We start from the raw sequence: 25,236 nt of genomic DNA, 5'->3' as shown, positions 1-25,236 counted from the left end.
GAACGGTTCAGCGCGGGTTGCGCCGCAGCCAGCGGGTGACCGGCGGCGGATCCTCCTCGTCGTACGACCGGGCGGCCCGCACCGCGGCGGCCAGGCCGTAGCGACGACCCCGGACCAGGTGCGGGTTGGCCGCCGGATCGGCGGCCATGTCCCGCCACAGCGCGGCGGCCAGCCCGAGCATCACCACCACGAACGGCAGCGCCACCATGATGGTGGCCTGTTGCAGCGCCTCCAGACCGCCGGCCAGCAGCAGCGCCGCGGCGACCGCGCCGATCAGCACCCCCCAGAGCACCACCAGCACCCGGTGCGGGCGCAACGCGCCGTTGGAGGTGAGCGAGCCGAGCACCAGCGAGGCCGAGTCGGCGCTGGTGACGAAGTAGAGCGCGATGAGCACCATCGCCAGCACGCTGGTCACCGTCGCCAGCGGCAGCGCGTCGAGCAGGCCGAACAGCGCCTGCTCACTGCCCCTGCCGACGTCCGCCACCAGGTCCCGCGCGCCGGTGGCCTGGGCGCGCAGGGCGCTGCCGCCCATGATCGAGAACCAGACCGCGCTGGCCCCGCTGGGCACCAGCAGCACCCCGACGAGGAACTGCCGCACCGTTCGGCCCCGCGAGATCCGGGCGATGAAGGTGCCCACGAACGGCGCCCAGGAGATCCACCACGCCCAGTAGAAGATCGTCCACGACCCGAGCCAGGCCGCGTCGGAGAAGGCGCCGGTACGGGTCGACATGAAGACCAGGTTGCCCAGGTAGTCACCGACCGAGGCGGGCAGCACCTCCAGCGTGTAGATGGTCGGCCCCACCACGAAGACGAAGACCATCAGCAGCACCGCGAGCACCACGTTCGTGGTGGAGAGCCACTTCACGCCCTTGTGCAGGCCGGAGAAGGCGGACAGCACGAAGGCCAGGGTCAACGCGCCGATCACCACCAGTTCGACCCCCTTGGTGTCCCGGATCCCGGTCACCAGGTGCAGCCCGGCGGCGACCTGGAGGGCGCCCAGGCCGAGGCTGGTGGCCGAGCCGAAGACGGTGGCGAAGACCGCCAGCAGGTCCACCGCCCGACCGGCCGCCCCGTCGGCCCGGGCGCCCAGCAACGGGTGGAACGCCGCCGAGATCCGGTTGTCCCGACCCTTGCGGAAGGTCGAGTACGCCAGCGCCAGCGCGGCGATCGCATAGATCCCCCACGGGTGCAGCGTCCAGTGGAAGAGCGTGTACTGCATCGCCGCGGCCCCGGCCGCCGGGGTCTGCGCCGCGATCCCGGTCGCCGGCGGGGGTGCTGCGTAGTGCTGGATCGGCTCGGCCACGGCGAAGAAGACCAGCCCGATGCCCATCCCGGCGCTGAACATCATCGCGATCCAGGCCAGGGTGCTGAACTCCGGCTCGTCGTCGTCGGCGCCGAGCCGGATCCGCCCGAACCGGGAGGCCGCGATGACCACCGCCAGCACCAGGAAGGCGTCCGCCGCCACCACGAAGAACCACCCGAAGGTACGGATCACCCAGGCCAGCCCGGAGGTGCCGAAGTCCGCCAGCGACCCGCGGGCCAGCAGTCCCCAGGCCACCACCGCCAGCACGCCGCCCACGCTGAGCGTGAGCACCACCGGGTCGGGCCGCCGGACCGACCCCGTTCGATCCCGTTCGACCTGTTCGGACATCAGTCACCCCCGGTGACCATCCTGGCCGCGCCGGACCGTCCCGGACGGCGGAACGGCGGTAATCGCCCGGTCCGGCGGGCCCACCGGTCGATGCGCATGGCCGGGAACGCCCGGGGCAGGATATGCCGCATGTCCACGACCGCCCCGCCCCGGTTCGCGTACCAGCCGGCGCTCGACGGCGTCCGCGCCCTCGCCGTGGTCGCCGTCCTGGCCTTCCACGGCGGGGTGGCCGCGCTGCCCGGCGGTTTCCTCGGCGTCGACGCGTTCTTCGTGCTCTCCGGGTTCCTGATCACCTCGCTGCTGCTGGCCGAGCAGCGGGACACCGGCCGGATCGACCTGGTCGCGTTCTGGGGTCGCCGGTTCCGGCGGCTGCTGCCCGCGCTGCTGCTGGTGCTCGCCGTCGTGCTGCTGGTCTCCCGGTGGCTGCTGCCCGACACCGAGCTGACCGCGCTGCGCTGGGACGCGCTGGCCGCCCTCGGCTACCTGGCGAACTGGCGGATGGCGAACCGGGACGGCGACTACTTCGCCGCCACCGGCAGCCCGTCGCCGTTGCAGCACACCTGGTCGCTCGGCATCGAGGAGCAGTTCTACCTGCTCTGGCCGCTGCTGCTGGGGCTGCTGCTCGCACTGACCGCCCGCCGGGCCGGTGGGGCGCCGTCCGGGGGTCGGCGGCTCGGCGCGGTGCTGGCGCTCACCCTGGGCGGCGCGCTGGCGTCGGCGACGGCCGCCGCGCTGCTCTTCGCGCCGGACGCCGTGGACCGGGTCTACTACGGCACCGACACCCGGGCGGTGGCGCTGCTGGTCGGCGCCGCGCTGGCGGTGGCGTTGGCCCGCCGGGCGCCGTCACCGCCCGCGGCGAGCGACCCGCCGGCCGCCGAGGCGGCACCGGCTGCCGGGGCCGCACCGTCGCCTCGGGTACGCCGGGTCCTCGGCGCGCTGGCGCTGGCCGGAGCGGTCGGCACCGGCTGGCTCTGGGCCACCGCGAACGGCGGTGACCGCTGGCTCTACCGGGGCGGGCTGACCCTCGCCGCGCTGGCGGTGGCGGCGGTCATCGCGCACGCCGCGGTCAGCCCGGCCGGACCCACCGCCCGGCTGCTGGCACTGCCCCCGCTGGTCTGGACCGGCCGGATCTCGTACGGGCTGTACCTGTGGCACTGGCCGCTGTTCCAGTGGTGCGACGCGGAGCGGACCGGGCTGACCGGGCCGGCCCTGCTCGCCGCCCGGTGCGCGCTCACCCTGGCCGTCGCCGTCGCGTCGTACCTGCTGGTGGAGCGCCCGATCCGACGGGCCCGGCGGCTGCCCCGGGTGACGCCGGCGCTGGCCGGCGCGGCCGTCGCCGCGGTGGCGACGCTCGCCGTGTTCGGCACCGTCACGCCGCCGGTGGCCCCCACCCCGGCCACGGCCATCGCCTGGGACACCACCCCGACACCCAGCGCCACCACCAGCCCGGTCGCCGGCTCACCCGCCCCCACCCCACCGGTACGCCGGCCCGGCCGGGAACCCGGCCGGCTGCCCCGGGTCACCTTCCTCGGCGACTCGGTCTCCTGGTCGCTCGGCAGCTACCTGCCGGAACAGGACCGGCTCGCGGTGAGCGTGCGGGCGGTGCAGGGCTGCGGGATCGCCCGCCTGCCGGAGCTGCGCTACGTCGGCGGCGACCACACCAACTACCCCGGCTGCGAGACCTGGGACAACCGGTGGTGGAGGTCCGTCGACGCCGACGACCCGGACGTCGCGGTGATCCTGCTCGACCGCTGGGAGCTGGTCGACCGCCGGCTCGACGGGCGGTGGCAGCACGTGGGCGACCCGGCGTACGACGCGTACCTCGCCGGTGAGCTGGACCGGGCCATCGACATCGCGGGCGGCCGGGGCGCCCACGTGGTGCTGCTCACGGCGCCGTACACCCGGCGCGCGGAACGCCCCGACGGCGGTCTCTGGCCGGAGGACGACGCGCAGCGGGTGGACGCCTGGAACCGGCTGCTCGCCGACGCCGCCGAGCGCAAGAAGGCGAGCCTGCTCGACCTCAACCGGCGGGTCTGCCCGGACGGCGAGTTCAGCTGGGAGGCCGGCGGGATCCGGGTACGCAGCGACGGGCTGCACTTCACCCCGCGCGGGGTACGCGAGTGGATCGCCCCGTGGCTGCTGCCGGAGCTGCACCGGCTCGCCGTCCAGGGCGTGACGCCCGGTTCCGGCCCCTCGCCCACGGCCGGCACCGAACCCACCCCGGATCCCTCGGCGACGAGCACCGCGCCCGCTACCACCGCGCCCGCTACCACCGCGCCCGCTACCACCGCGCCCGCTACCACCGTCCCCGAGGACACCGTCCCCGACGAGACCGTGCCCGGCGGCGAGCCGACCGGCGGTTGATCACGGCGGCCGTGCTGCCTGCGGCGCGGCGGAGCGAGTCGTTCTCGCCGTCCTTTCGAGCTGATGTCCTGAACGGTTCAACCAGCGGCGAAGCGCCCGCCGGCACGCCCTCCCGAGGTATGCCGCGCTGGTCCGGCGGGCGGCCCCGGCGGAGCAGCGGTCGCAACGGACCGGACGGTGAGTCGTCTACGACATCAGCTCGAAAGGACGGCGGAAGCCTGTGCCGGCCGACCGGCTCCGACCCGGTCGGCGGGCGAGAGCCGGGGCGAGCGGTCAGGCGACCGCGGCGGCCTCCTCGGCCTCGACCCGCGCGTTCCAGTCGGCCTTGCTGGCCCGCCAGCCCTCGTCGGTCATCCCCCGCCGCCAGTAGCCGGAGATGGAGAGCGCCTCCCGGGGCACGCCGCGCTCGATCCGCAGCAGGTGCCGCAGCTCCTTGACGAAGGTCGCCTCGCCGTGGACGAAGGCGTGCACCGCGCCGGGCGGGAACTCCAGCGCCCGGACGGCGGCGACCAGCGCCTCCCCCACCGGCCGGTCACCGCGGTGCAGCCAGGTCAGCTCGACGGCGCCGGCACTGGTCAGCGGCTGCTCGTCGGCCGGGCCGTCGACCTCGACGAGGACCACCGCCGGGGCGCCGGCGGGCAGCCGCTCCAGGCTGGCCGCGATCGCCGGCAGGGCGCTCTCGTCGCCGACCAGCAGGTGCCAGTCCGCGGCCGGGTCGGGGGCGTACGCGCCGCCGGGGCCGACGAAGCTCACCTCGTCGCCGGGGCGCAGCGCGGCGGCCCACGGCCCGGCCAGCCCCTCGTCGCCGTGGTGCACCACGTCGATGGTCAGCTCGCCGGTCGCCGCGTCGAACGCCCGCACCGTGTACGCGCGCAGCCGCGGCCACTGTTCGCGGGGCATCGTCGCCCGCACCTCGGCCAGGTCCAGCGGCCTCGGGTAGACCACGCCGGCCGGCGGGAAGACCAGCTTGACGTAGTGGTCGGTGTACGCGCCGACCGGCAGGCCGATCAGCTCCCCGCCGGCGAGGACCAGGCGGATCAGGTGGGGGGTGGGCCGGCTGGTCCGCAGGACCGCGGCCGTGACGACCTTCTTCGTCGGGCGCTCCGTCATGCTGCTTAGGCTAGCCTAAGTCGCGCTGCCGCTGCCGCCCCCGGGCCCGCCGGGCACCAGCCGCCGGTGCCACGCCACGGCCGCCGGGTCGGTCAGCGACGCCACCTGGTCGATCACCACCCGCAGCCGGGTGGCGTCGTCCGGGGCGGCCCGCCACAGCGGGGCGAAGACCGGGTCCAGCGCGCCGGCGCCCCGCTCCACCAGCGCGGTGACCAGCTCGGTGAGCACCTGCCGCTGGCTGTCGTACCGGTCCCGCGAGCCGGGACGGCGCATCACGTAGCGCAGGGCGATGCCCTTGAGCAGGGCGCACTGGGCGCGGATCCGGCGGGGCACCACCAGGTCCGCGGCGTACCGGCGGTGCGGGCCGGGACCGAACCGCTCCCGGGTGGCGGCCACCACGGTCGAGACGAAGCGGCCGGTCAGCACGCTGGTGGTGGCCTTCAGGGCGGCCTGGGCGCGGTGGCTGCCGTCGTAGCCGGCCAGCGGGGCGAGGATCGGCTCGGCGAACAGGTCCAGCAGCACGGCGGCCAGGTCGTCCGGCGATTCGCCGGAGTACGCGCCGGCCACGTCGGCGCAGAGCGCCCGCCGCTCGTCGGCGTCGACGAGCAGCGGGGCGAGGGTGACGTACCCGCCGTGGATGCCGTCCTCCACGTCGTGCACCGAGTACGCCACGTCGTCGGCCCAGTCCATCACCTGCGCCTCCAGGCAGCGGCGCGGCCGGCCGTCGGGGCCGGTCCCGGACGGGGCGCCGGCGCGGACCCAGTCGAAGACCGGGAGGTCGTCGGCGTACGTGCCGAACTTGCGCTCGCCGGGCCGCCGGGACCACGGGTACTTGGCGACCGCGTCGAGCGAGGCCCGGGTCAGGTTCAGCCCGGCCGGGGCGCCGTCCGGGCCGATCACCTTGGCCTCCAGCCGGGTGAGCACCCGCAGGGTCTGCGCGTTGCCCTCGAAGCCGCCGCAGCCGGCGGCCAGCTCGGCCAGGGCGTCCTCGCCGTTGTGCCCGAACGGCGGGTGCCCCAGGTCGTGGGCCAGCCCGGCGGTGTCCACCACGTCCGGGTCGCAGCCCAGCCGGGCGCCCATCTCCCGGGCGATCTGCGCCACCTCCAGCGAGTGGGTCAGCCGGGTCCGCAGGAAGTCGTCGGTGCCCGCCGTGTGCACCTGGGTCTTGGCGGCGAGCCGGCGGAACGCCGCCGAGTGCAGCACCCGGGCCCGGTCCCGCTCGTACGGGGAGCGCCCGGTGCCGCCGTCCTTGGGCGCCTCACCGACCCACCGGTCGTCCGGCGCGTCAGCGACCAAGCCGGCTCACCCCTTGCGCGGAGAGAGGACGCAGAACTCGTTGCCCTCGGGGTCGGCGAGGACCACCCAGTCGGCCCCGCCCTGCCCGACGTCCACGTGCCGGGCGCCCATGTCGACCAGCCGCTCGACCTCCGCCTCCTGGTCGGCCGGGCGCAGGTCGAGGTGGAGCCGGTTCTTGGCCGTCTTGGGGTCGCGGACCGGCACGAACACCATGCCGGGCAGCCGGTCCGGCGCGGGCCGGATCTCCACCTCGTCGGAGCGTTCGGCGACGATCTGGTAGCCGAGCGCCTCCGCCCACCAGCGGGCCAGCCGGGCCGGGTCGCTGGCGTCGACGGTCAGGCTCTCCCAGACGCTGGTCATGCGGTCACCCTTCGCTCGGGACGGCAGGCAAGCCGCCCCCACGTTACGCCGCCCCGCCCGTGCCCGCCGTCCACGTGGACGGCGGGCACGGGCGGCGGGTGACCGGTCAGCGGGAGTCGGAGCCGCCGGTCTCCACCACGGCGCGGCCGGCCTCCAGGCGGGCCACCGGGACGCGGAACGGGGAACAGGAGACGTAGTCCAGGCCGACCTCGTGGAAGAAGTGCACCGAGTCGGGGTCGCCGCCGTGCTCGCCGCAGACCCCGAGCTTCAGGCCGGGGCGGGCGGCCCGGCCCTCCTCGGCGGCGATCCGGATCAGTCGGCCCACGCCGTCGCGGTCGATCGACTCGAACGGCGAGATGCCGAAGATGCCCAGCTCCAGGTAGCGCCAGAAGAAGGCGCCCTCGACGTCGTCGCGGGAGAAGCCCCAGCCCATCTGGGTCAGGTCGTTGGTGCCGAAGGAGAAGAACTGCGCGGCCTCGGCGATCTGCCCGGCGGTCAGCGCCGCCCGGGGCACCTCGATCATGGTGCCGATCAGCACCTCGACGCCGCTGGTCCCGACCACCTCGGCGATGATCTTCTCGGCCTCCGCGCGTACCGTCTCGAGTTCCTGGACCGCACCGACCAGCGGGACCATGATCTCCGGGCAGGCGGTCCCGCCGGCCTCGGCGACCGCCACCGCGGCCTCCGCGATCGCCCGCACCTGCATGGCGAACAGGCCCGGGATGACCAGACCCAGGCGTACGCCGCGCAGACCCAGCATCGGGTTCTCCTCGTGCATCCGCCGGACGGCGGCGAGCAGCGCCTCCTCCTTGGCCACGTCCTCGCCGCGCTCCTGGGCGACGGCGACGTTGACCGCGAGCTGCTCCAGCGGGGGCAGGAACTCGTGCAGCGGCGGGTCGATCAGCCGCACGGTGACCGGCAGGCCGTCCATCTCGCGGAAGATCTCGATGAAGTCCTCCCGCTGCAACGGCAGCAGCGCCTCCAGCGCCGCCTCCCGCTCGTCCGCGGCGCGGGCCAGGATCAGCCGCTCGACCAGCTCCCGGCGGTCGCCGAGGAACATGTGCTCGGTGCGGCACAGGCCGATGCCCTCGGCCCCGAAGCGCCGGGCCCGGGCCGCGTCCGCGCCGGTGTCGGCGTTCGTCCGCACGGCCAGCCGCCGCTTGCCGTCGGCGTGCGTCATGATCCGGTGTACGGCCCGGACCAGCGCGTTGTCGACGTGCTCCGGTTCCAGGCTGCCCTCGAAGTACTGCACCACCTCCGACGGCATGACCGGCACCTCGCCGAGGTAGACCCTGCCGGTGGTGCCGTCGATCGAGACCACGTCGCCCTCCCCGACGGTCTGCCCACCGACGGTGAACTTCTTGCCGGGCACGTCGACCTCGAGCTCGTCGGCGCCGGAGACGCAGGTCTTGCCCATGCCGCGGGCCACCACGGCGGCGTGGCTGGTCTTGCCGCCGCGCGAGGTCAGGATGCCCTTGGCGGCGATCATGCCGTTGAGGTCGTCGGGGTTGGTCTCCCGGCGGACCAGGATCACCGACTCGCCCTCGGCGGCCAGTTCGACGGCGCGGGCGGAGGTGAAGACGACCTTGCCGGAGGCGGCGCCCGGGGAGGCTCCGATGCCCTTGGCGACCGGCTGGAAGTCGTGGTCGAGCTGGAAGCGGGGGAACATCAGCTGGGCCAGCTGCGCGCCGTTGACCCGGTGCAGCGCCTCGTCCAGGTCGATCAGGCCCTCGTCGACGAGCTGCCCGGCGATGACGAACGCGGCGGCGGCCGTACGCTTGCCGACCCGGGTCTGGAGCATCCACAGCTTGCCGCGCTCGATGGTGAACTCGATGTCGCAGAGGTCCTTGTAGTGCTCCTCCAGCCGGGCCATGATCCCCAGCAGCTCGTCGTAGGACTTCTTGTCCAGCTGCTCCAGCTCCTGCAACGGCACGGTGTTGCGGATGCCGGCGACGACGTCCTCGCCCTGGGCGTTGGCCAGGTAGTCGCCGTAGATGCCCTGCGCGCCGCTGCCCGGGTCGCGGGTGAACGCGACGCCGGTGCCGGAGTCGGGGCCGAGGTTGCCGAAGACCATGGCGACCACGTTGACCGCGGTGCCGAGGTCGGCCGGGATCCGCTCCTGGCGGCGGTAGAGGATCGCGCGCTCGGCGTTCCACGACTCGAAGACCGCGCGGATGGCCAGGTCGAGCTGCTCGCGCGGCTCCTGCGGGAACTCCCGCCCGGTGTGCTTCACGAAGATCTTCTTGTACGCGTCGACCAGCCCGCGCAGGTCGTCGGCGTCCAGGTCCAGGTCGTTCTGCGTGCCCTTGGCGCGCTTGGCGTCGTCGAGGGCGTGCTCGAACTCCTCGCCGGGCACCTCGCAGACCGTCTTGCCGAACATCTGGATCAGCCGGCGGTAGGAGTCCCAGGCGAACCGGTCTGCGCCGCCGGAGGCGGCCGGGTCGGCTCCGGCGCCGGCCTGTCGTGCGAGTCCTACGACGCTGCGGTCGTTGAGGCCGACGTTGAGGACGGTCTCCATCATGCCGGGCATGGAGAACTTGGCGCCGGAGCGGACGGAGACCAGCAGCGGGTCCTGCGGGTCACCGAGCCTGCGGCCCATCCCCCGCTCCAACGACTCCAGGTGGGCCTCGATCTGCCCGGCCAGCCCGTCGGGCTCCCGTCCGGTGGCGAGGTACGCCTTGCAGGCCTCGGTGGTGATGGTGAAACCGGGTGGGACAGGCAGGCCGAGATTGGTCATCTCGGCCAGGTTGGCGCCCTTGCCACCCAGCAGGTCCTTGAGGTCCTTGTTGCCCTCGGAGAAGTCGTACACGTACTTGTCGTCGGCCTTGTCCTGCGCTGCCACCAGAGCCTCCCACGCGCGTCCGCATTGACACTTAACGAAGGTTCAGTTGCTCATACCCCGGGGCCGACCACCGCTAATCCAGTCCTCGTGGCCGATCGGTGGGCGAAGGTTAAGCGAACATCGGGTGGCTCGGGACCGTTCGGTGACAATCGGCACAACCATCACCACTATCCGCGTCCGTACCGGTTTTTGGGAACGCTTCCACGCGCACGATCACGCAATCGCGTCTCCCCTCGTACCCTTGACGGCGCTGGGTTCGTCGAACCTGACCTTTGCCATATCCCACGCGAATACACCCCCCGGAGTCGCACCCGTGCCGACCACCCCCGCCACCAGCCCCGAGACCGGTCCCGAGCCGCTCGACCGGTCCGTCCCGTCCACCCGGCGACCGGCCGCCGCCGAGCTGGCCCGGACCGCCGCCCGGGCGGCCGGTGCCCAGCTCGCGCCGCCCGCGCCGGTCGCGCTGGGCGACGTGGTGCCGGCGCCGGAGCGGGTGGTCCCGCACCCGGCCGCCGACTTCACCCTGACCGCCGACACCGTGCTGCGGGTCAGCGCGGACCCCGCGGCCCGGGACGTCGCCGCGCTCCTCGCCGAACTGCTGCGCCCCGCCACCGGACACCCGCTGCCGATCGCCGACGCCGCACTCGCCGACGCCGCGCCCACCGACTCCGCGTCACCGCTCACGCTCACCCTCGCCGCAGCGGATCCGGTCGCTGCCGACTTCGTCGCCGACGGGCTCCCCGCGACCGCGGAGCTGGGTGTCGAGGGCTACCGGCTCGACGTCACCCCCACCGCCGTGCGGATCACCGCACTCACCCCCGCCGGGCTGTTGCACGGGGTGCAGACGCTGCGCCAGCTGCTGCCCGCCGCCGTCGAGAGCCGGACGCCGGTGACCGAGCGCTGGACGGTGCCCGGCGGCACGATCGTCGACCGGCCGCGCTTCGCGTACCGGGGGGCGATGCTCGACGTGGCCCGGCACTTCTTCGCCGTCGACGACGTGCTGCGGGTGGTCGACCACCTGGCCAGGTACAAGCTCAACCACCTGCACCTGCACCTCACCGACGACCAGGGCTGGCGGATCGCGGTGGACACCTGGCCCCGGCTGGCCACCGTCGGCGGCGCCACCGGAGTCGGCGGCGGCACCGGCGGCTGGTACACCAAGGACGACTACCGGCGCATCGTCGCCTACGCCGCCCGCCGGCACGTCACCGTGGTGCCGGAGATCGACCTGCCCGGCCACACCAACGCGGCGCTGGTCGCGTACCCCGAGCTGGCGCCGGGCAAGGTCCCGCCGCCGCCGTACACCGGCACCGAGGTCGGCTTCAGCTACGTCGACCCCGCCGACGAGCGGACGTACGACTTCGTCGCCGACGTGGTCGGTGAGGTGGCCGCGCTCACCCCCGGGCCGTGGCTGCACATCGGCGGCGACGAGGCGTTCAAGGTCAAGGGCGCGACGTACACCGGCTTCGTCGAGCGGGCCCAGCGGATCGTCGCCGCCACCGGCAAGACGGTGGTCGGCTGGCACCAGCTCGCCCCCGCCGCCCACGTCGACGGGCGGGTGCTCCAGTGGTGGGGCACCAACGGCGACGACCCGGACATCGCCGCGGCGGTCCGCCGGGGCGACCGGCTGATCCTCTCCCCCGGCAACCACGCCTACCTGGACATGAAGTACGCCCCGGACACCCCGATCGGGCACGACTGGGCCGGCCTGATCGACGTGCGCCGGGCGTACGACTGGGACCCGGGCACGCACCTCACCGACGTGCCCGCCGAGGCGGTGCTCGGCGTCGAGGCGCCGCTCTGGACCGAATCGGTCAGCACCCTCGCCGACATCGAGTTCCTGCTGCTGCCCCGGCTGCCCGCGCTCGCCGAACTCGGCTGGTCTCCCCGGGCGACGCACGACTGGGCCGGCTTCCGGGACCGGCTGGCCGGGCACGGCGCCCGCTGGACGGCCGCCGGCATCACCTTCCACCGCTCCCCCGACGTCCCCTGGCCGACACCCTCGACGCCCCCCGCGGTGGGCCCGGTTCGTCCGGTCCCAACCCAGCCGTCCCGCGACGCCGTCCCCGACGCCCACTGACCCGGCCCGCGCCACAGCCGGCCGGGTCTCTGGGCCGGCCTGCCGCACCCAGCGCCATCCCGCCCCAGCCTCACGGCAGGCGGGCCGGCAACTTCAGCGAAGATGCTGCCTCGCAGGCGGACCGAGGCAGCATCTTCAGGGAAGATCTGCGGATCTCAAGGACCACCCGCGTCCGTTTCCAGCTGCCGGATCCGTGCCGGATGCGCCACGCTGCGCACCGCGTCCCGTGGCCGACGGCACTCGCGGAACGGAATCGCGGGTGGGGCCGGGGCGTTGTACCTGGCATACCACGGACGCTCCGCGTCCAGCGGACCCCGGCAAGGCCCGGTGGAATGCCGGCCGGCGCCGCACCGTTACACCCCCGGACCACGGAGCACCGGTCCCCGGCAGAGCCGGCGGGAATCATCCCCGGCCACCGGTCGTTACATCCCCGGGTCACCCGAGCAGCCACCCCCGTGAGCGCCGGGCCCCGCCCAGACTCTCCCCCTTCGCGACTCTCCCCCTTCGCGCGGCCGCACCGCACCCCCTGCGCGCGCCGCGCACCCCCGATGCAGAGGAGCACGCCATCATGCGTACCGACATTCTGCGCAAGACCGTCCTGACCGCTGCCGGCGTCGTCGCCACCGCCGGTGGAATCGCCGGCCCCGCGATCGCCGCCCAGGCCGCCCCGGCCAGCGCGCCGGCCGCCCAGGTGCAGACCGACCGCAAGGGCCACGGCGAGCGCGAGCTGAACGTCCGCTACGAGGCCCAGCCGAACTTCTACTACTGCGGCCCCGCCGCCACCCGTAACGCCCTCTCCGTCCAGGGCAAGGACATCAACGTCGACGCCATGGCCAAGGAGATGGGCACCACCGAGGACGGCACCAACAGCATCAACGACATCACCCCGGTGCTGAACAAGGAGACCGGTCGCAACGCGTACCGCAGCACCGAGCTGCCGGCCGACAAGGTCGACGGCAAGCGGGTCGAGCAGCTGCGCGCCGACGTGGTGCGGGCCGTGGACGACGGCCGGGCCGTGGTGGCCAACATCGCGGGTACGGCCACCGACACCGACGGTGTCGCGCACTCCTTCGAGGGTGGCCACTACATCAGCGTGGTCGGCTACCGCGACGGCGGCAAGGTCGTGACGATCGCCGACTCGGCCAACCCGGAGCAGGCCTCCTACCGGATCGACGTGGACGCCCTGGCGCACTGGATCGCCAGCCGCGGCTACAGCTCCTGACGTACGGACACGCGAAGGGCCCGACCCCCACGGGGTCGGGCCCTTCGGCAGGTCAGGGCTCAGCCGCCGGAGTCGTCCATCTCGGCGCCCTCGGGGACGGTGTCGTCGTCCCGGCTGGCCAGCCAGCCGTCGGGCAGAGCGACCTTGCCCGGGGAGTTGGTCCGGCCGCGGGGCTGGCCGAGGGTCTCCACCGGGAACGGCACCGCCGGGTCGAGCTTGCCCAGCAGGTCGTCGAGCTGGGCCAGGCTCTCGATCATCGCCAGTGAGCGGCGCAGCTCACCACCGACCGGGAAGCCCTTGAGATACCAGGCGACGTGCTTGCGGAAGTCGGTGCAGCCGTCCCGCTCGCCCCGGGCCGGGTTGCGGGCGCCCGCCACGAACTGGTCGACCAGCAGCTCGGCGTGCCGGCGCATGGTCACCGCCACCTCGCCGAGGTTCGGCAGCCGCCGTTCGGGGCGCCCGTTGAAGGCGGCCTCCAGGTCGGCGAAGAGCCACGGCCGGCCGAGGCAGCCGCGACCGACCACCACCCCGTCGACACCGGTGTGGGCGACCATCCGCAGCGCGTCCGCGGCCTCCCAGATGTCGCCGTTGCCGAGCACCGGCACGTCGAGGGCCTGCTTGAGGGTGGCGATGGCGTCCCAGTCGGCGGTGCCCGAGTAGCGCTGCGAGGCCGTACGCCCGTGCAGGGCCACCGCGGCGACGCCGGCGTCCTGGGCGGCGAGGCCCGCCTCGACGTACGTCAGGTGGTCGTCGTCGATGCCCTTGCGCATCTTGACCGTGACCGGCACCCCGGCGGGTGACGCGGCGGCCACGGCGGCCCGCACCAGCCGGGCGAAGAGCCGGCGCCGCCAGGGCAGCGCCGCCCCGCCGCCGCGTCGGGTCACCTTCGGCACGGGGCAGCCGAAGTTCAGGTCGATGTGGTCGGCGAGGTCCCGCTCCACCACGATCCGCACCGCGGCGGCGGTGACCTCCGGGTCGGTGCCGTAGAGCTGGAGGCTGCGCGGCCGCTCGTCGGCGCCGAAGGCGATCATCCGCAGCGTCTTCGGGTTCCGCTCGACCAGCGCCCGTGTCGTGATCATCTCGCAGACGTAGATGCCGCCGCCCTGCTCCCGGCAGAGCCGCCGGAAGCCGATGTTGGTGATCCCGGCCATCGGCGCGAGCACCACCGGCGGCCACACCTGGTGGGGGCCGAGGGTCAGCGGGCGCAGGGCGGGCACGGTCGCAGCGGTCACCGCCCAAGTGTAAGGAGGGGCCCCTTCTTAACGCCTTCTGCATAGCAGGGGCCCCCTGTTAACACGGCGCATATCACAGCTCGGCTGCTGCCGGGCGGTTTCCACAGCGGCCTCGGCCGTACACAGGCAGAGGCGTGCGGACGGCGGAACCGGCCTGTCGGCGGCCAGCCTGCCGAGCATGGTCGACCTAACACCGCAACTGGCGGAGGCAGCACACCTGCAGCAGCAGATCGTCACGCGGAGCCAGCTGCTCGCCGCCGGCTTCGACGACATGTTCCTCTACCGGCAGGCCCGTCGCGGCCATTGGCAACGCGTGCTGCCGGCCACCTACGCGCTGTTCACCGGGGCGCTCACCGACGAGCAGCGGCGGATCTCCGCGAGCTTGTACGCGGGCCTGGACGCCCAGCTCACCGGGCTGGCCGCGCTCGCCTGGTACGGCTTCCGGTACAGCCCCAGGACCGACGACGTACACCTGATCGTGCCGCACGGCACGCGCCGGAAGTCCTCCGGCCACGCGTTGATCTCCCGGGCGCTGACGCTGGACGGCAGGGCGCGCCGGACGGCCCTCTACCCGGTCTGCTCCCCGGCCCGCGCGGTGGTCGACGCCGCCCGGGACCTGCGCCACCTGCGTCCGGTGCGCGCCATCGTCGCCGAGGCCGTGCAACGCGGCTTCACCGACCTCCCGGCGCTGGACGAGGAGATCCGGCGGGCGCGGCGCAGTCGGACCGCCCTGATCAGAAAGGCCTTCTCCGAGGTCGTCGTCGGCACCCGTTCGGCACCGGAGGCGGAGCTGCGCGACTGCCTCGCAGACAGCAAGCTGCTGCCGGAGATCCTGTGGAACCCGCGCCTGACCAACCGGGAGGGGCGGGCGCTGCCCACGCCGGACGGCTACCTGACCGACGCGGCCGTGGCCCTGGAGGTGGACTCCCAGGAGTTCCACTTCAGCCCGGGTGACTGGGCGCGGACGCTGGACCGGCACAACGAACTGAGCCGGCTCGGCGTGCTGATTCTGCACTTCACGCCGGCCCAGGTCCGCCGGGAGCCGGCGCGCGTACGGCGCACCGTGGAGGACGCGTACGCGTCACGGCGCGGCCTGGGCACCGCCGTCGGCGTACGCGCCGAGCCTCGCGTAGGCATGGCCGGCACCTGAGCCCGTCGAGCCGGGCCCGAGGGCGTTAAGAAGGGGCCCCTCCTATACCAGAAGCGTTAAGAAGGGGCCCCTGCTTACACCTCAGCAGCCGGGGAGGCGCTCGATCAGGTAGCGCTCCACCTGGTCCAGGGCGACCCGCTCCTGGGCCATGGTGTCCCGGTTCCGCACGGTCACCGCGTTGTCGTCCAGGGTGTCGAAGTCGACGGTGACGCAGAACGGGGTGCCGATCTCGTCCTGCCGGCGGTAGCGGCGGCCGATGGCCTGCGAGTCGTCGAACTCCACGATCCACCGCTTGCGCAGGTCCGCGGCGAGCTGCTTGGCCTTGGGCGAGAGCGCCTCGTTGCGGGACAGCGGCAGCACCGCCACCTTGACCGGGGCCAGCCGCGGGTCGAAGCGCATGACGGTGCGCTTGTCCACGCCGCCCTTGGTGTTCGGGGCCTCGTCCTCGTCGTACGCCTCGAGCAGGAAGGCGAGCACCGCGCGGGTCAGGCCGGCGGCCGGCTCGATCACGTACGGCATCCAGCGCTCGCCCTTGGTCTGGTCGAAGTACGACAGGTCGACGCCGGAGTGCTTGCTGTGCGTGGACAGGTCGAAGTCGGTCCGGTTGGCGATGCCCTCCAGCTCGGCGAACTCGGTGCCGCCGAACTGGAACTTGTACTCGATGTCGACGGTGCGCTTCGAGTAGTGGGAGAGCTTCTCCTTGGGGTGCTCGTAGAAGCGCAGGTTGCTCTCGGAGAGGCCGAGGTCGAGGTACCAGTTCCAGCGCTCGGAGAGCCAGTACTCGTGCCACTGCTCGTCGGTGCCCGGCTCGACGAAGAACTCCATCTCCATCTGCTCGAACTCGCGGGTCCGGAAGATGAAGTTACCGGGGGTGATCTCGTTGCGGAACGACTTGCCGGTCTGCGCGATGCCGAACGGCGGCTTCTTGCGGGCGGCCGTCTCGACGTTCTTGTAGTTGACGAAGATGCCCTGGGCGGTCTCGGGGCGCAGGTAGTGCATCCCCTCCTCGCTCTCCACCGGGCCCAGGTAGGTCTTCATCAGGCCGTTGAACATCTTCGGCTCGGTGAAGGTGCCCTTGTTGCCGCAGTTCGGGCAGTTCAGCTCCGCCAGCGAGGCCAGCGGCTTGCCGTGCTTGGCCTCGTACGCCTCTTCGAGGTGGTCGGCGCGGAACCGCTTGTGGCAGGACTGGCACTCGGTGAGCGGGTCGACGAACTCGGCGATGTGGCCGCTGGCCTCCCAGACCTTGCGGGCCAGGATGACGGCGGAGTCGAGGCCGACCACGTCGTCGCGCTGCTGGACCATGGTCCGCCACCACTGCCGGCGGACGTTCTCCTTGAGCTCGACGCCGAGCGGGCCGTAGTCCCACGCCGACCGGGTGCCTCCGTAGATCTCGCTGGAGGGAAAGACGAAGCCCCGGCGCTTGGCGAGGCTGACGACGGCATCGATACGGTCGGCTGGCATGTTTCCTCCTACGCCGGCTGGCGGTCGGCGGGGGCGAGATGTGGATGGAACGGTCGGTTCGGGACCACGGTACGGCGACCGGGAGCCCGAGCCCAGCAGAATACTCGGGCCGGGGCCGGCCGCCCCCGGCCGCCTCCGCGCCGCCCCGGTCAGCTGATCCCGCAGACCTCGATCGAGCCGGTGCCGCTGTCCGGGGCAAGGGTGACCTGCTGGGTGCGCCGGTCCCCACCGGTGAAGGTCACGTCGACCGGCACGGTGAGCGAGTTCGGGTCGACCTCGCCGACCCGGTACGCGGTGACCTGCGGCTGCTCGGAGACCCGCCGCTCGAACTGGGCGCGGCTCTCCCGCCGCTGGGCGTCCTCGCAGAGCTGGTCGTAGGACTCGTCGTAGTTGCGGTCGCGCAGCCCCTGGTAGTAGTGCTCGGTGGCGGTCCTGCCCTGCTCGCGTACCGCCTGGACGTTGCTCACCGCGAAGCCGACCAGGGCGGCGCCGCCTCCGCCGCAGCAGAGCAGCAGGGCCAGCGCGCCGACGCCCAGCCCCAGCCAGAGCCGGGCCTGCCGGCCCTCGGTGGGCGGCGCGGCGAACGGCGGGACCACCCCGGGGCCCGGCGGCGGCGCGGGCGCGCCCACCTGGGCCGGGGACGCCGGATGGTCGGCGGCGGGTGAGGCCGGGGACGCCGGGTGGCCGGCGGCGGGAGAGCCGGGGAAGGCCGGGTGGCCGCCCGCCGGGACCGGTGGCTGGCCGCCCTGGCCGGGCGACACGGGGTACGGCGGTCCGGGAGCGGTCATACCGTGCAGGGTAGTGCCCGCCGGCTCACCGGTAGGGGCGTGCGGCCCGATCACTGGCCGCCTCGACGATCTCGCCGTTCGGGGCGGCGCTGGCCAGCGTCTCGTACGCGGACGGCTCGTCGAGCGACTCGGCGAGCAGCGGGGTGGCGTGCACCTTGACGTCGAACCCGCCCAGCGCCCGCCGGTACGCCCCGACCGACTCCCAGTCGGTCACCAGGCACCAGTGCCGGGGGTCGTCGAGCGCGCGCAGCAGCTCCCCGCGCAGGTAGCCGGGGCGGGCGGCGAGCGCGGTGAGCGCGGCGTGCGCCCGCTCGGTGAAGGCGGGCGCGACATCCTCGTCGACCACGAACCGGTTGGTCACCAGCACCGGGATCCTCCTCGTAGAGTCTGTGGGATGCAGCGTACGCAGAGCCCCCTGCTGGTCCGGCTGGCCCGGGTGAACCCGACGTCGGCGTTCCTGGCCGCGCTGGTCCTGGTGCTGGTGGCGTTCTTCGCGCCCGCCCCGGTGGGCGGGGTGCTGCTGCTGGCGCTGGCCGCCGCCCTGGTCTGGCTGCTGGCCACCACCTGGCCGGTGCAGGCCCCGGCCGGCCGGGTGATCCGGCTGCTGATGCTGACCGTGCTGATCGCGGTCGCCCTGGCCAAGCTGCTGTGACATGCAACCATGCGCTTTTGACAATCAATTTCGTTAGGGCGGACAGTGGTGCCATGACGCTCCGCACCCTCGCCGCCGCCACCGCCGCCCTGCTCACCCTGGGCGGCACCGCGGCCTGCACCCGCGACGGGGCGGGCGCCGACCCACGGCGGGTGGACGTGGTGGCCGCCTTCTACCCGCTGCGCTTCCTCGCCGAGCGGATCGGCGGCGACGCGGTACGGGTCACCGACCTGGCCAAGCCGGGCGCCGAGCCGCACGACCTGGAACTCAACCCCCGACAGGTCGGCCAGGTCGCCGAGGCGGAGCTGGTGGTCTACCTCAGCAGCTTCCAGCCCAGCGTCGACGAGGCGGTCGCCCAGAACGCCGGCGACCGGGCCTTCGACGTGACCGGCGTGCAGCCGCTGCTCGACGTCGCGGCCGGTGGCCACGACCACGAGGGTGACGCCGGCCACGAGGGCGCGGCCGGTCACGCCGAGGAGGAGCACGGCGGCAAGGACCCGCACCTCTGGCTCGACCCGACCCGGCTGGCCACCGTCGGCGACCGGCTCGCCGAGCGGCTGGGCAGGGTCGACCCGGAGCACGCCGCCGACTACACCGCCCGGGCGGGGTCGCTGCGCTCCGAGCTGACGAAGCTCGACGGGGAGTTCACCGCCGGGCTGGCCACCTGCCAGCGCCGGGAGATCGTGACCAGCCACACCGCCTTCGGCTACCTCACCCAGCGCTACCGGCTCGAGCAGGTCGGCCTCACCGGGCTCAGCCCCGAGGCCGAGCCCTCCCCGCAGCGCCTCGCCGAGGTGGTCCGCGAGGCCCGGGACCACCGGGCCAGCACCATCTTCTTCGAGACCCTGGTCAGCCCCAAGGTCGCCGAGACCGTGGCCCGCACGGTCGGCGCGCGGACCGCGGTGCTCGACCCGATCGAGGGCCCACCCGCCGAGGGCGACTACCTCTCGGCGATGCGTACCAACCTCCAGACCCTGCGTACCGCCTTGGACTGCTCATGAGCACACCCGTCATCCAGGTCGCGCACGCGGCCGTCGGCTACGACGGCCGGCCCGTGCTGCGCGACGTCTCGCTGACCGTCACCGCCGGGGAGGTGGTCGCCGTCCTCGGCGCCAACGGCTCCGGCAAGTCCACCCTGATCCGCGCCGTGCTCGGCCTGGTGCCGCTGGCCGCCGGGACGGTCACCCTCTTCGGCGCGCCGCAGCGCCGCTTCCGGCAGTGGCACCGCATCGGGTACGTCCCGCAGCGGCTCGGCGCGGGCAGCGGCGTACCGGCCACGGTCGGCGAGGTGGTGGCCTCCGGGCGGCTGGCCCGCCGGGGCGTGCTGCGCCCGTCGGGCCGCGCCGACCGGGCGGCGGTGACCGCCGCGCTGCACGCCGTCGGGCTGGCCGACCGGGCCGGCGACCCGGTGGCCACCCTCTCCGGCGGCCAGCAGCAGCGCACCCTGATCGCCCGCGCGCTGGCCGGCGAACCGGAGCTGCTGGTGCTCGACGAGCCCACCGCCGGGGTGGACGCGGCCAGCCAGGAGGCGTTCGCCGGTGCGTTGCGCGGCTTCGTCGGCGGCGGCGGCACGGTGCTGCTGGTGGCGCACGAGCTGGGCCCGCTGCGCCCGCTGATCAGCCGGGCGGTCGTCGTCCACCAGGGCGGCATCGCCCACGACGGCGCGGTCCCGGAACCCGCCGGCCACCACGCGGAGCCGGACCACGACCACGTGCACCCGCACTGTGCCGAGGAGCCCGCCGGGCTGTGGAGCATGTGATGGACCTCTTCCAGTACGACTTCATGCTGCGCGCCCTGGTCGGCGCCCTGATCATCGGGCTGGCCGCCCCGGCGCTCGGGATCTACCTGGTGCAGCGGCGGCTGGCGCTGATCGGCGACGGGATCGGGCACGTCGCGCTCACCGGCGTCGGCGCCGGGCTGCTGCTCAACCGCTCCCCCGTGCTGGTGGCGGTGCTCGCCGCCACCCTCGGCGCGGTCACCATCGAGCTGGTCCGCTCCCGGGGCCGCACCTCCGGCGACCTGGCCCTGGCGCTGCTCTTCTACGGCGGCATCGCCGGCGGGGTGATGCTGGTCGGGCTCTCCGACGCCAGCAACGCGTCGCTCAACGCGTACCTCTTCGGGTCGTTGACCACCACGTCCCCGGCGGACCTGGTCACCATCGGCGTGCTCGGCGTGGCGATCCTGGTGCTCATGCTGGTGCTGCGCCCGGCGCTCTTCGCGGTCTGCCACGACGAGGAGTACGCCCGGGTCTCCGGCCTGCCCGTCCGGGCGCTGAACATGCTGCTCGCGGTGACCACCGCGGTGACCGTGACCATCGCCATGCGGGCCGTCGGCGTCCTGCTGATCAGCGCCCTGATGGTGGTGCCGGTGGCCACCGCCCAGCAGGTCACCCGCGGTTTCCGCAGCACGATGGCGGCGGCGATGACGCTCGGCCTGTTCGCCGCCGGCGGTGGCGTCGTGGTCGCCGCGAACGCGAACACCGCCCCGGGCGCGTCGGTGGTGCTGCTGGCCATCGCCAGCTTCCTGGTCGTCGCGCTCGCCGCAGCCGGATGGCGGGCGCTGCGCCGCCGCCTGGCCCCGCACCCGGCGGTCCCGGTGACCGAACCGCACGAGCACGAGGTGGTGCTCCGGTGAGGCTGTTCCGCGCCGGGGACGCCGAATTGGTTACCGTGGCCCGGTGACCGGCACGAACGGGTACGACGCCTTCGAGGGCGCGGGTGACCTGCTGCGCGCCCTGGCGGCCCCGATCCGGCTGGCGATCGTGAGCGAGTTGGCGCAGGGTGAACGGTGCGTGCACGAACTGGTCGACAAGCTCGGCGCGCCGCAGCCGCTGGTCTCCCAGCACCTGCGGGTGCTGCGCGGCGCGGGCGTCGTACGCGGCTCCCGGCGCGGCCGGGAGATCGCGTACGCGCTGGTCGACGAGCACGTCGCGCACATCGTGGCCGACGCGGTCAGCCACGCCGGAGAGGGCACGTGAGCGCCACGGGCCGCCCGGTGCCGGCCCCGCGAGCCGGCACCGCCACTTCGTCGGGAGGTGACATGACCGAGTCCGGCACCGTGGTCCGCAACACCCGGCAGCGCTCGGCGGTGAGCGCGCTGCTGGCCGAGGTCGAGGGCTTCCACAGCGCCCAGGACCTGCACGCCATGCTGCGGCAACGCGGCGAGCGGGTCGGGTTGACCACCGTCTACCGCACGTTGCAGGGGCTGGCCGACGCGGGCGAGATCGACGTGATGCGGCCGCCGGGCGGGGAGCACCTCTACCGCCGGTGCAGCCAGGGTCACCACCACCACCTGGTCTGCCGGGCCTGCGGCCGGACGGTCGAGGTGGCCGGCCCGGCGGTGGAGACCTGGGCCGAGCGGGTGGCCGCCCAGCACGGCTTCTCGGACGTCAGCCACACCCTGGAGATCATCGGCACCTGCGCCGCCTGCGCGTAAGGAGGGGCCCCTTCTTAACGCCTGCGGTATAGCAGGGGCCCCCTCTTAACACTGTGCGGCATGGCCGGCCGGACATGCGGCGGAGTGCCGCCGGGGGGCGAGGCGTGGCACGCTGTCCGGCGTGAAGATCTACGCCGATCGTTTCCCGACCGCCGCCCGCCAGTTCCTCACCGACCTGCTCGTCGTCGCCTGGGTGTACGCCGCGGTGCGCTTCGCGCTGTGGCTGCACGACCTGGTGGAGAAGCTCGCCGTACCCGGTCGGAAGCTGGAGGGCGCGGGCACCGGCCTCGCCGACAACCTGGCCGACGCCGGCGGCAAGGTCGGCCGGGTGCCGCTGGTCGGCGACGAGCTGACCGCGCCGTTCACCAGGGCCGCCGAGGCGGCCCGCTCGGTCGCCGAGGCCGGCCGGGACCAGCAGGACCTGGTCGGGCAGCTGGCCCTGGCGCTGACCGTGGCGGTGCTGATCTTCCCGCTCGGCCTGGTCCTCTTCGGCTGGCTGCCGCTGCGGCTGCGCTGGATGCGCCGGGCCGGCGCGGCGAAGTCGCTGGCCGCCGCGCCCGCCGGTCGGGACCTGCTGGCGCTGCGCGCGCTGACCGGTCAGCCGCTGGGCCGGCTCGCCCGGATCGCCCCCGACGTCGCCGAGGCGTGGCGCCGCGGCGACGACGCCACCCTCGACGCGCTGGCCGCGCTGGAGCTGCGCCGACTCGGCCTCAAGGGCGGCCGTTAGGGTGTGCGGGTGCTCTACTTCCTGATCGTCATCGCCGTGGCGCTGCTGGCGTACGCGGCCGTGCTGGTGAGCTTCGTCCGCCGGGGCCGCAAGATCCCGCCGCAGGCGTACCTGGTGCTGGCGCTGCTCAACGGCCTGATCCTGGCCGCCGTGCTGGCCTGGGCCATCGCCCGCCGCTGACCCGACGCAGGTGCCGGGTCAGCGGCGGCGCCGTCAGGAGGCGGGTGGGATTCGGCGGCGGACGTCCTCGGCGGTGGACGGGCCCGGGGTCCAGCGGGCCACCCAGGGGGCGTCGGCGGGCGGGGTGATCACGCCCTCCTCCAGGGCGGCGTACCGGCCGGCGAGGATCCGTTTGGCCGCCGCCACGTCCACCGAGTCGGTGTTCTCCCACAGGCCGGTGAAGAGCTGGTCGATCCGGACCCGGGCCTGTCGGCAGAACAGGTCGGCCAGCTCGACGTTCTCCGGACGGGCGTCCCGCTCGGCGGTGGCCCGTACGCAGACCGCGGAGATGGCGAACAGCTCCGCCCCGATGTCGACGATCCGGGCCAGGAACGCCTGCTTGCGCTCCATCTTGCCCTGCCAGCGGGACATCGCGTAGAAGGTGGACCGGGCCAGCTTGCGGGAGGTCCGCTCGACGTGCCGCAGGTGCCCGGCGAGCGGCCCGAACTCGGCGTACGCGGTCGGCCGCTGGCCCGCGCCGACGGCCAGGGTGGGCAGCCACTTCGCGTAGAAGGCGCCCGCCCGGGCGCCCGCCTTCGCCTTGCGACCGAGACCGGCGTCCGGGTCGATGATGTCGCCGGCGACGGAGAGGTGCGCGTCGACGGCCTCCCGGGCGATCAGCAGGTGCATGATCTCGGTGGAGCCCTCGAAGATCCGGTTGATCCGCAGGTCGCGCAGGATCTGTTCGACGGCGGCCGGGCGTTCGCCCCGGGCGGCCAGTGAGTCGGCCGTCTCGTAGCCGCGCCCGCCACGGATCTGGATCAGTTCGTCGCCGATCGTCCAGGCCATCTCGCTGGCGTAGAGCTTGACCAGGGCCGCCTCGATCCGGATGTCGTTGCGGTCGTCGTCGGCGAGCAGACAGCACAGGTCCAGCATGGTCTCCATGCCGTACGTGGTGGCGGCGATGAAGGCCAGCTTCTTGGCGACGGCCTCGTGCTCGCCGACCGGCCGGCCCCACTGGACCCGGTCGGCGGCCCACTCGCGGGCCACGTTCAGCGACCACTTGCCGGCGCCGACGCACATCGCGGGCAGCGACAACCGGCCGGTGTTCAGCGTGGTCAGGGCGATCTTCAGCCCCTTGCCCTCGCCACCGATGACGTTCTCCTTCGGGACGAAGACGTCGTGGAAGCGGGTCAGGCTGTTCTCCAGGCCGCGCAGGCCGACGAAGGCGTTGCGCCGCTCGACGGTGATCCCCTCGGCGTCGCCGTCGACCACGAACGCGGTGATCCCGCCCCGGCGCCCCTCGCCGGCCGGCACCCGGGCCATCACCACCAGCAGGGTGGCGACGGTCCCGTTGGTGGCCCAGAGCTTCACCCCGTCGAGCCGGTAGCCGGTGCCGTCGGCGGTGGGGGTGGCGGTGGTGGCAAGACGGGCCGGGTCGGAGCCGACGTCCGGCTCGGTGAGCAGGAACGCCGACACCTCACCGGCGGCGAGCCGGGGCAGGAAGCGTTCTTTCTGCTCGGCGGTGCCGAACATCTTCAGCGGCTGTGGCACGCCGATCGACTGGTGCGCGGAGAGCAGCGCGCCGATCGCCGGGCTCACCGAGCCGGCCAGCATCAGGGCGCGGCAGTAGTGCAGGTTGCTCAGGCCGAGGCCGCCGTACTTCCGGTCGATCTTCATGCCGAACGCGCCGAGCCGGGCGAGGCCGTGGAAGACCTCGTCGGGGATGCGGGCGTCCCGCTCGATCGCGGCGCCGTCCACCTCGGAGGAGAGGTACGACCGCAGCGCGCTGAGGAACTCCTCGCCGCGGGCGTCGTCGGCCGGGTCGGAGCGCGGCCACGGGTCGATCAGGTCGAGCCGGAACCGGCCGAGGAAGAGCTCCTTGCCGAAGCTGGGCCGGTCCCAGGCGGCCTCGCGGGCGGCCTCGGCGACCTGGCGGGCCTCCTTCTCGGAGACCTGGCCGGCCTCCAACGGCAGCGGCCCGACACCGTCGGGGATGGATGAGCTGTCCTGCGTCGTGGTCACGGCTGCCCCCTGAAAACCTCGGTCCGGAGAAGTCGACGTGCGCAAATGCAACGCTACCCCCGGGTGTTACCCAGAGGTAGCGTTGCGTGCACGTCCGATTTTTCGCAGCCGGAGGGTCAGTCGCCGGACGGCGCCTCGGGGTCGTCGTCATCGTCGTCGATGTCGTCCTCGCCCCAGCTGCGCCGGGCGAAGGGCAGGAAGACCCAGAAGCTCAGGAACCACAGCGCGGTGATCGCGGAGAGCAGAAAGGCGATCGGCCGGTCCAGGACGAAGTCGGTGATCAGGAGCACCGCGCTGACCATCGAGATCAGCATGAAGGCGAGGCCACCGCTGGCCATGGTGTGCGAGAAGCGCACCAGCTCCGGCTTGCGACCCTGCCGGAACAGCGCCCGGTGGAAGGCCACCGGCGAGATGATCATCGCGGTGGCGGCGGCGGCGGAGAGCAGCGCGACGATGTAGACGTCCCGCTGGAACTCGCTGGTACGGGTGAAGCCGTTGCTGAACGGCAGGGTGAGCAGGAAGGCGAAGAGGATCTGCACGCCCGTCTGCGCGACCCGCAACTCCTGGAGGAGATCGGCGAAGTTGCGCTGCCAGCGCTGCTTCTCGGTTTCCTTCGACACGCGGTGCTACCTCCCACTGATACGCGGCTGCCGGCGAGAGGTCCCACTCCGCCGGCGCCCGC

23 protein-coding genes are annotated in these 25,236 nt (G+C 73.6%); 12 read left to right on the top strand and 11 right to left on the bottom strand.

Going from position 1 to position 25,236, the window contains the following annotated elements; genetic code table 11:
• Positions 1 to 7: 7 nt before the first annotated feature.
• On the bottom strand, positions 8 to 1,651 hold the full coding sequence (locus GA0070564_RS26620) for a BCCT family transporter (RefSeq protein ID WP_091615077.1): 1,644 nt from the start codon (positions 1,649 to 1,651) through the stop codon (positions 8 to 10).
• 129 nt (positions 1,652 to 1,780) lie between these two features.
• Between GA0070564_RS26620 and GA0070564_RS26615 the strand changes: the two genes are divergently transcribed.
• Positions 1,781 to 4,015: an acyltransferase family protein gene (locus tag GA0070564_RS26615; RefSeq protein ID WP_176730853.1), complete on the top strand. Its 2,235-nt coding sequence runs from the start codon at positions 1,781 to 1,783 to the stop codon at positions 4,013 to 4,015.
• Between the two features lie 273 nt (positions 4,016 to 4,288).
• Here the strand turns inward: GA0070564_RS26615 and GA0070564_RS26610 are convergent, their stop codons facing one another.
• The 4 genes from GA0070564_RS26610 to ppdK all read right to left on the bottom strand — a co-directional run bounded on the left by GA0070564_RS26610 (position 4,289) and on the right by ppdK (position 9,623).
• Positions 4,289 to 5,125 carry a siderophore-interacting protein gene (locus GA0070564_RS26610; protein WP_091615073.1) on the bottom strand — a complete coding sequence of 279 codons (837 nt, stop codon included), beginning with the start codon at positions 5,123 to 5,125 and terminating at the stop codon, positions 4,289 to 4,291.
• Between the two features lie 15 nt (positions 5,126 to 5,140).
• A complete protein-coding gene (locus tag GA0070564_RS26605) occupies positions 5,141 to 6,421 on the bottom strand; it encodes a deoxyguanosinetriphosphate triphosphohydrolase (RefSeq protein WP_091615069.1) in 1,281 nt (426 codons plus the stop codon).
• A gap of 6 nt (positions 6,422 to 6,427) precedes the next feature.
• Positions 6,428 to 6,781 carry a VOC family protein gene (locus tag GA0070564_RS26600; RefSeq protein WP_091615065.1) on the bottom strand — a complete coding sequence of 118 codons (354 nt, stop codon included), beginning with the start codon at positions 6,779 to 6,781 and terminating at the stop codon, positions 6,428 to 6,430.
• Between the two features lie 106 nt (positions 6,782 to 6,887).
• The gene (ppdK, locus tag GA0070564_RS26595; protein WP_091615062.1) at positions 6,888 to 9,623 is read right to left on the bottom strand and encodes a pyruvate, phosphate dikinase; all 2,736 of its coding nucleotides are present in this window, start codon (positions 9,621 to 9,623) and stop codon (positions 6,888 to 6,890) included.
• A gap of 313 nt (positions 9,624 to 9,936) precedes the next feature.
• On the opposite strand from ppdK, the gene GA0070564_RS26590 reads away from it, so the two are divergent.
• Positions 9,937 to 11,703, top strand: coding sequence for a beta-N-acetylhexosaminidase (locus GA0070564_RS26590; protein WP_091615059.1), 1,767 nt, complete (start codon positions 9,937 to 9,939; stop codon positions 11,701 to 11,703).
• Between the two features lie 568 nt (positions 11,704 to 12,271).
• Complete coding sequence (locus GA0070564_RS26585; protein ID WP_091615054.1) at positions 12,272 to 12,925, top strand: C39 family peptidase; 654 nt, start codon at positions 12,272 to 12,274, stop codon at positions 12,923 to 12,925.
• A 59-nt stretch (positions 12,926 to 12,984) separates the two neighbouring features.
• Here the strand turns inward: GA0070564_RS26585 and dusB are convergent, their stop codons facing one another.
• The gene (gene dusB, locus GA0070564_RS26580; RefSeq protein WP_091615049.1) at positions 12,985 to 14,157 is read right to left on the bottom strand and encodes a tRNA dihydrouridine synthase DusB; all 1,173 of its coding nucleotides are present in this window, start codon (positions 14,155 to 14,157) and stop codon (positions 12,985 to 12,987) included.
• A 178-nt stretch (positions 14,158 to 14,335) separates the two neighbouring features.
• Here dusB and GA0070564_RS26575 point away from each other — a divergent pair, with 178 nt between their 5' ends.
• Positions 14,336 to 15,307 (top strand): hypothetical protein, encoded by a 972-nt coding sequence (locus GA0070564_RS26575; protein WP_091615045.1) that lies wholly within the window; start codon positions 14,336 to 14,338, stop codon positions 15,305 to 15,307.
• Between the two features lie 81 nt (positions 15,308 to 15,388).
• Here GA0070564_RS26575 and GA0070564_RS26570 read toward each other — a convergent pair whose 3' ends face one another.
• From GA0070564_RS26570 to GA0070564_RS26560, 3 genes are all read right to left on the bottom strand, one after another.
• Positions 15,389 to 16,768 carry a glycine--tRNA ligase gene (locus GA0070564_RS26570; RefSeq protein WP_091615041.1) on the bottom strand — a complete coding sequence of 460 codons (1,380 nt, stop codon included), beginning with the start codon at positions 16,766 to 16,768 and terminating at the stop codon, positions 15,389 to 15,391.
• 149 nt (positions 16,769 to 16,917) lie between these two features.
• Positions 16,918 to 17,397, bottom strand: a complete 480-nt coding sequence (locus GA0070564_RS26565) for a hypothetical protein (RefSeq protein WP_091615194.1) — start codon at positions 17,395 to 17,397, stop codon at positions 16,918 to 16,920.
• Positions 17,398 to 17,581: 184 nt separating this feature from the next.
• A complete protein-coding gene (locus tag GA0070564_RS26560; RefSeq protein WP_091615038.1) occupies positions 17,582 to 17,923 on the bottom strand; it encodes an antibiotic biosynthesis monooxygenase family protein in 342 nt (113 codons plus the stop codon).
• 27 nt (positions 17,924 to 17,950) lie between these two features.
• On the opposite strand from GA0070564_RS26560, the gene GA0070564_RS26555 reads away from it, so the two are divergent.
• From GA0070564_RS26555 to GA0070564_RS29540, 8 genes are all read left to right on the top strand, one after another.
• A complete protein-coding gene (locus GA0070564_RS26555; protein WP_091615035.1) occupies positions 17,951 to 18,208 on the top strand; it encodes a DUF6703 family protein in 258 nt (85 codons plus the stop codon).
• 53 nt (positions 18,209 to 18,261) lie between these two features.
• Positions 18,262 to 19,209: a metal ABC transporter substrate-binding protein gene (locus GA0070564_RS26550; RefSeq protein ID WP_091615032.1), complete on the top strand. Its 948-nt coding sequence runs from the start codon at positions 18,262 to 18,264 to the stop codon at positions 19,207 to 19,209.
• Positions 19,206 to 19,967: a metal ABC transporter ATP-binding protein gene (locus GA0070564_RS26545; RefSeq protein ID WP_091615028.1), complete on the top strand. Its 762-nt coding sequence runs from the start codon at positions 19,206 to 19,208 to the stop codon at positions 19,965 to 19,967. Before GA0070564_RS26550 ends, GA0070564_RS26545 begins: the two co-directional genes overlap by 4 nt.
• Complete coding sequence (locus tag GA0070564_RS26540; RefSeq protein ID WP_091615024.1) at positions 19,967 to 20,842, top strand: metal ABC transporter permease; 876 nt, start codon at positions 19,967 to 19,969, stop codon at positions 20,840 to 20,842. The genes GA0070564_RS26545 and GA0070564_RS26540 overlap by 1 nt, the downstream gene beginning before the upstream one ends.
• A gap of 43 nt (positions 20,843 to 20,885) precedes the next feature.
• Positions 20,886 to 21,185, top strand: coding sequence for an ArsR/SmtB family transcription factor (locus GA0070564_RS26535; RefSeq protein WP_088972685.1), 300 nt, complete (start codon positions 20,886 to 20,888; stop codon positions 21,183 to 21,185).
• A gap of 62 nt (positions 21,186 to 21,247) precedes the next feature.
• Positions 21,248 to 21,643, top strand: a complete 396-nt coding sequence (locus GA0070564_RS26530) for a Fur family transcriptional regulator (protein WP_091615019.1) — start codon at positions 21,248 to 21,250, stop codon at positions 21,641 to 21,643.
• Positions 21,644 to 21,764: 121 nt separating this feature from the next.
• Positions 21,765 to 22,370 carry a hypothetical protein gene (locus GA0070564_RS26525; RefSeq protein ID WP_091615015.1) on the top strand — a complete coding sequence of 202 codons (606 nt, stop codon included), beginning with the start codon at positions 21,765 to 21,767 and terminating at the stop codon, positions 22,368 to 22,370.
• A gap of 9 nt (positions 22,371 to 22,379) precedes the next feature.
• Positions 22,380 to 22,550, top strand: a complete 171-nt coding sequence (locus tag GA0070564_RS29540; protein WP_176730852.1) for a hypothetical protein — start codon at positions 22,380 to 22,382, stop codon at positions 22,548 to 22,550.
• 33 nt (positions 22,551 to 22,583) lie between these two features.
• Here GA0070564_RS29540 and GA0070564_RS26520 read toward each other — a convergent pair whose 3' ends face one another.
• Both GA0070564_RS26520 and GA0070564_RS26515 read right to left on the bottom strand, forming a co-directional pair.
• Positions 22,584 to 24,554 (bottom strand): acyl-CoA dehydrogenase family protein, encoded by a 1,971-nt coding sequence (locus tag GA0070564_RS26520; RefSeq protein WP_091615011.1) that lies wholly within the window; start codon positions 24,552 to 24,554, stop codon positions 22,584 to 22,586.
• Between the two features lie 116 nt (positions 24,555 to 24,670).
• Positions 24,671 to 25,174, bottom strand: a complete 504-nt coding sequence (locus tag GA0070564_RS26515; protein WP_091615008.1) for a DUF6328 family protein — start codon at positions 25,172 to 25,174, stop codon at positions 24,671 to 24,673.
• Between the last annotated feature and the right edge of the window lie 62 nt (positions 25,175 to 25,236).

Origin of the sequence: Micromonospora mirobrigensis (assembly GCF_900091555.1) — a bacterium.
Classification (GTDB): domain Bacteria; phylum Actinomycetota; class Actinomycetes; order Mycobacteriales; family Micromonosporaceae; genus Micromonospora; species Micromonospora mirobrigensis.
This window is presented reverse-complemented; position numbering and strand designations above follow the sequence as displayed.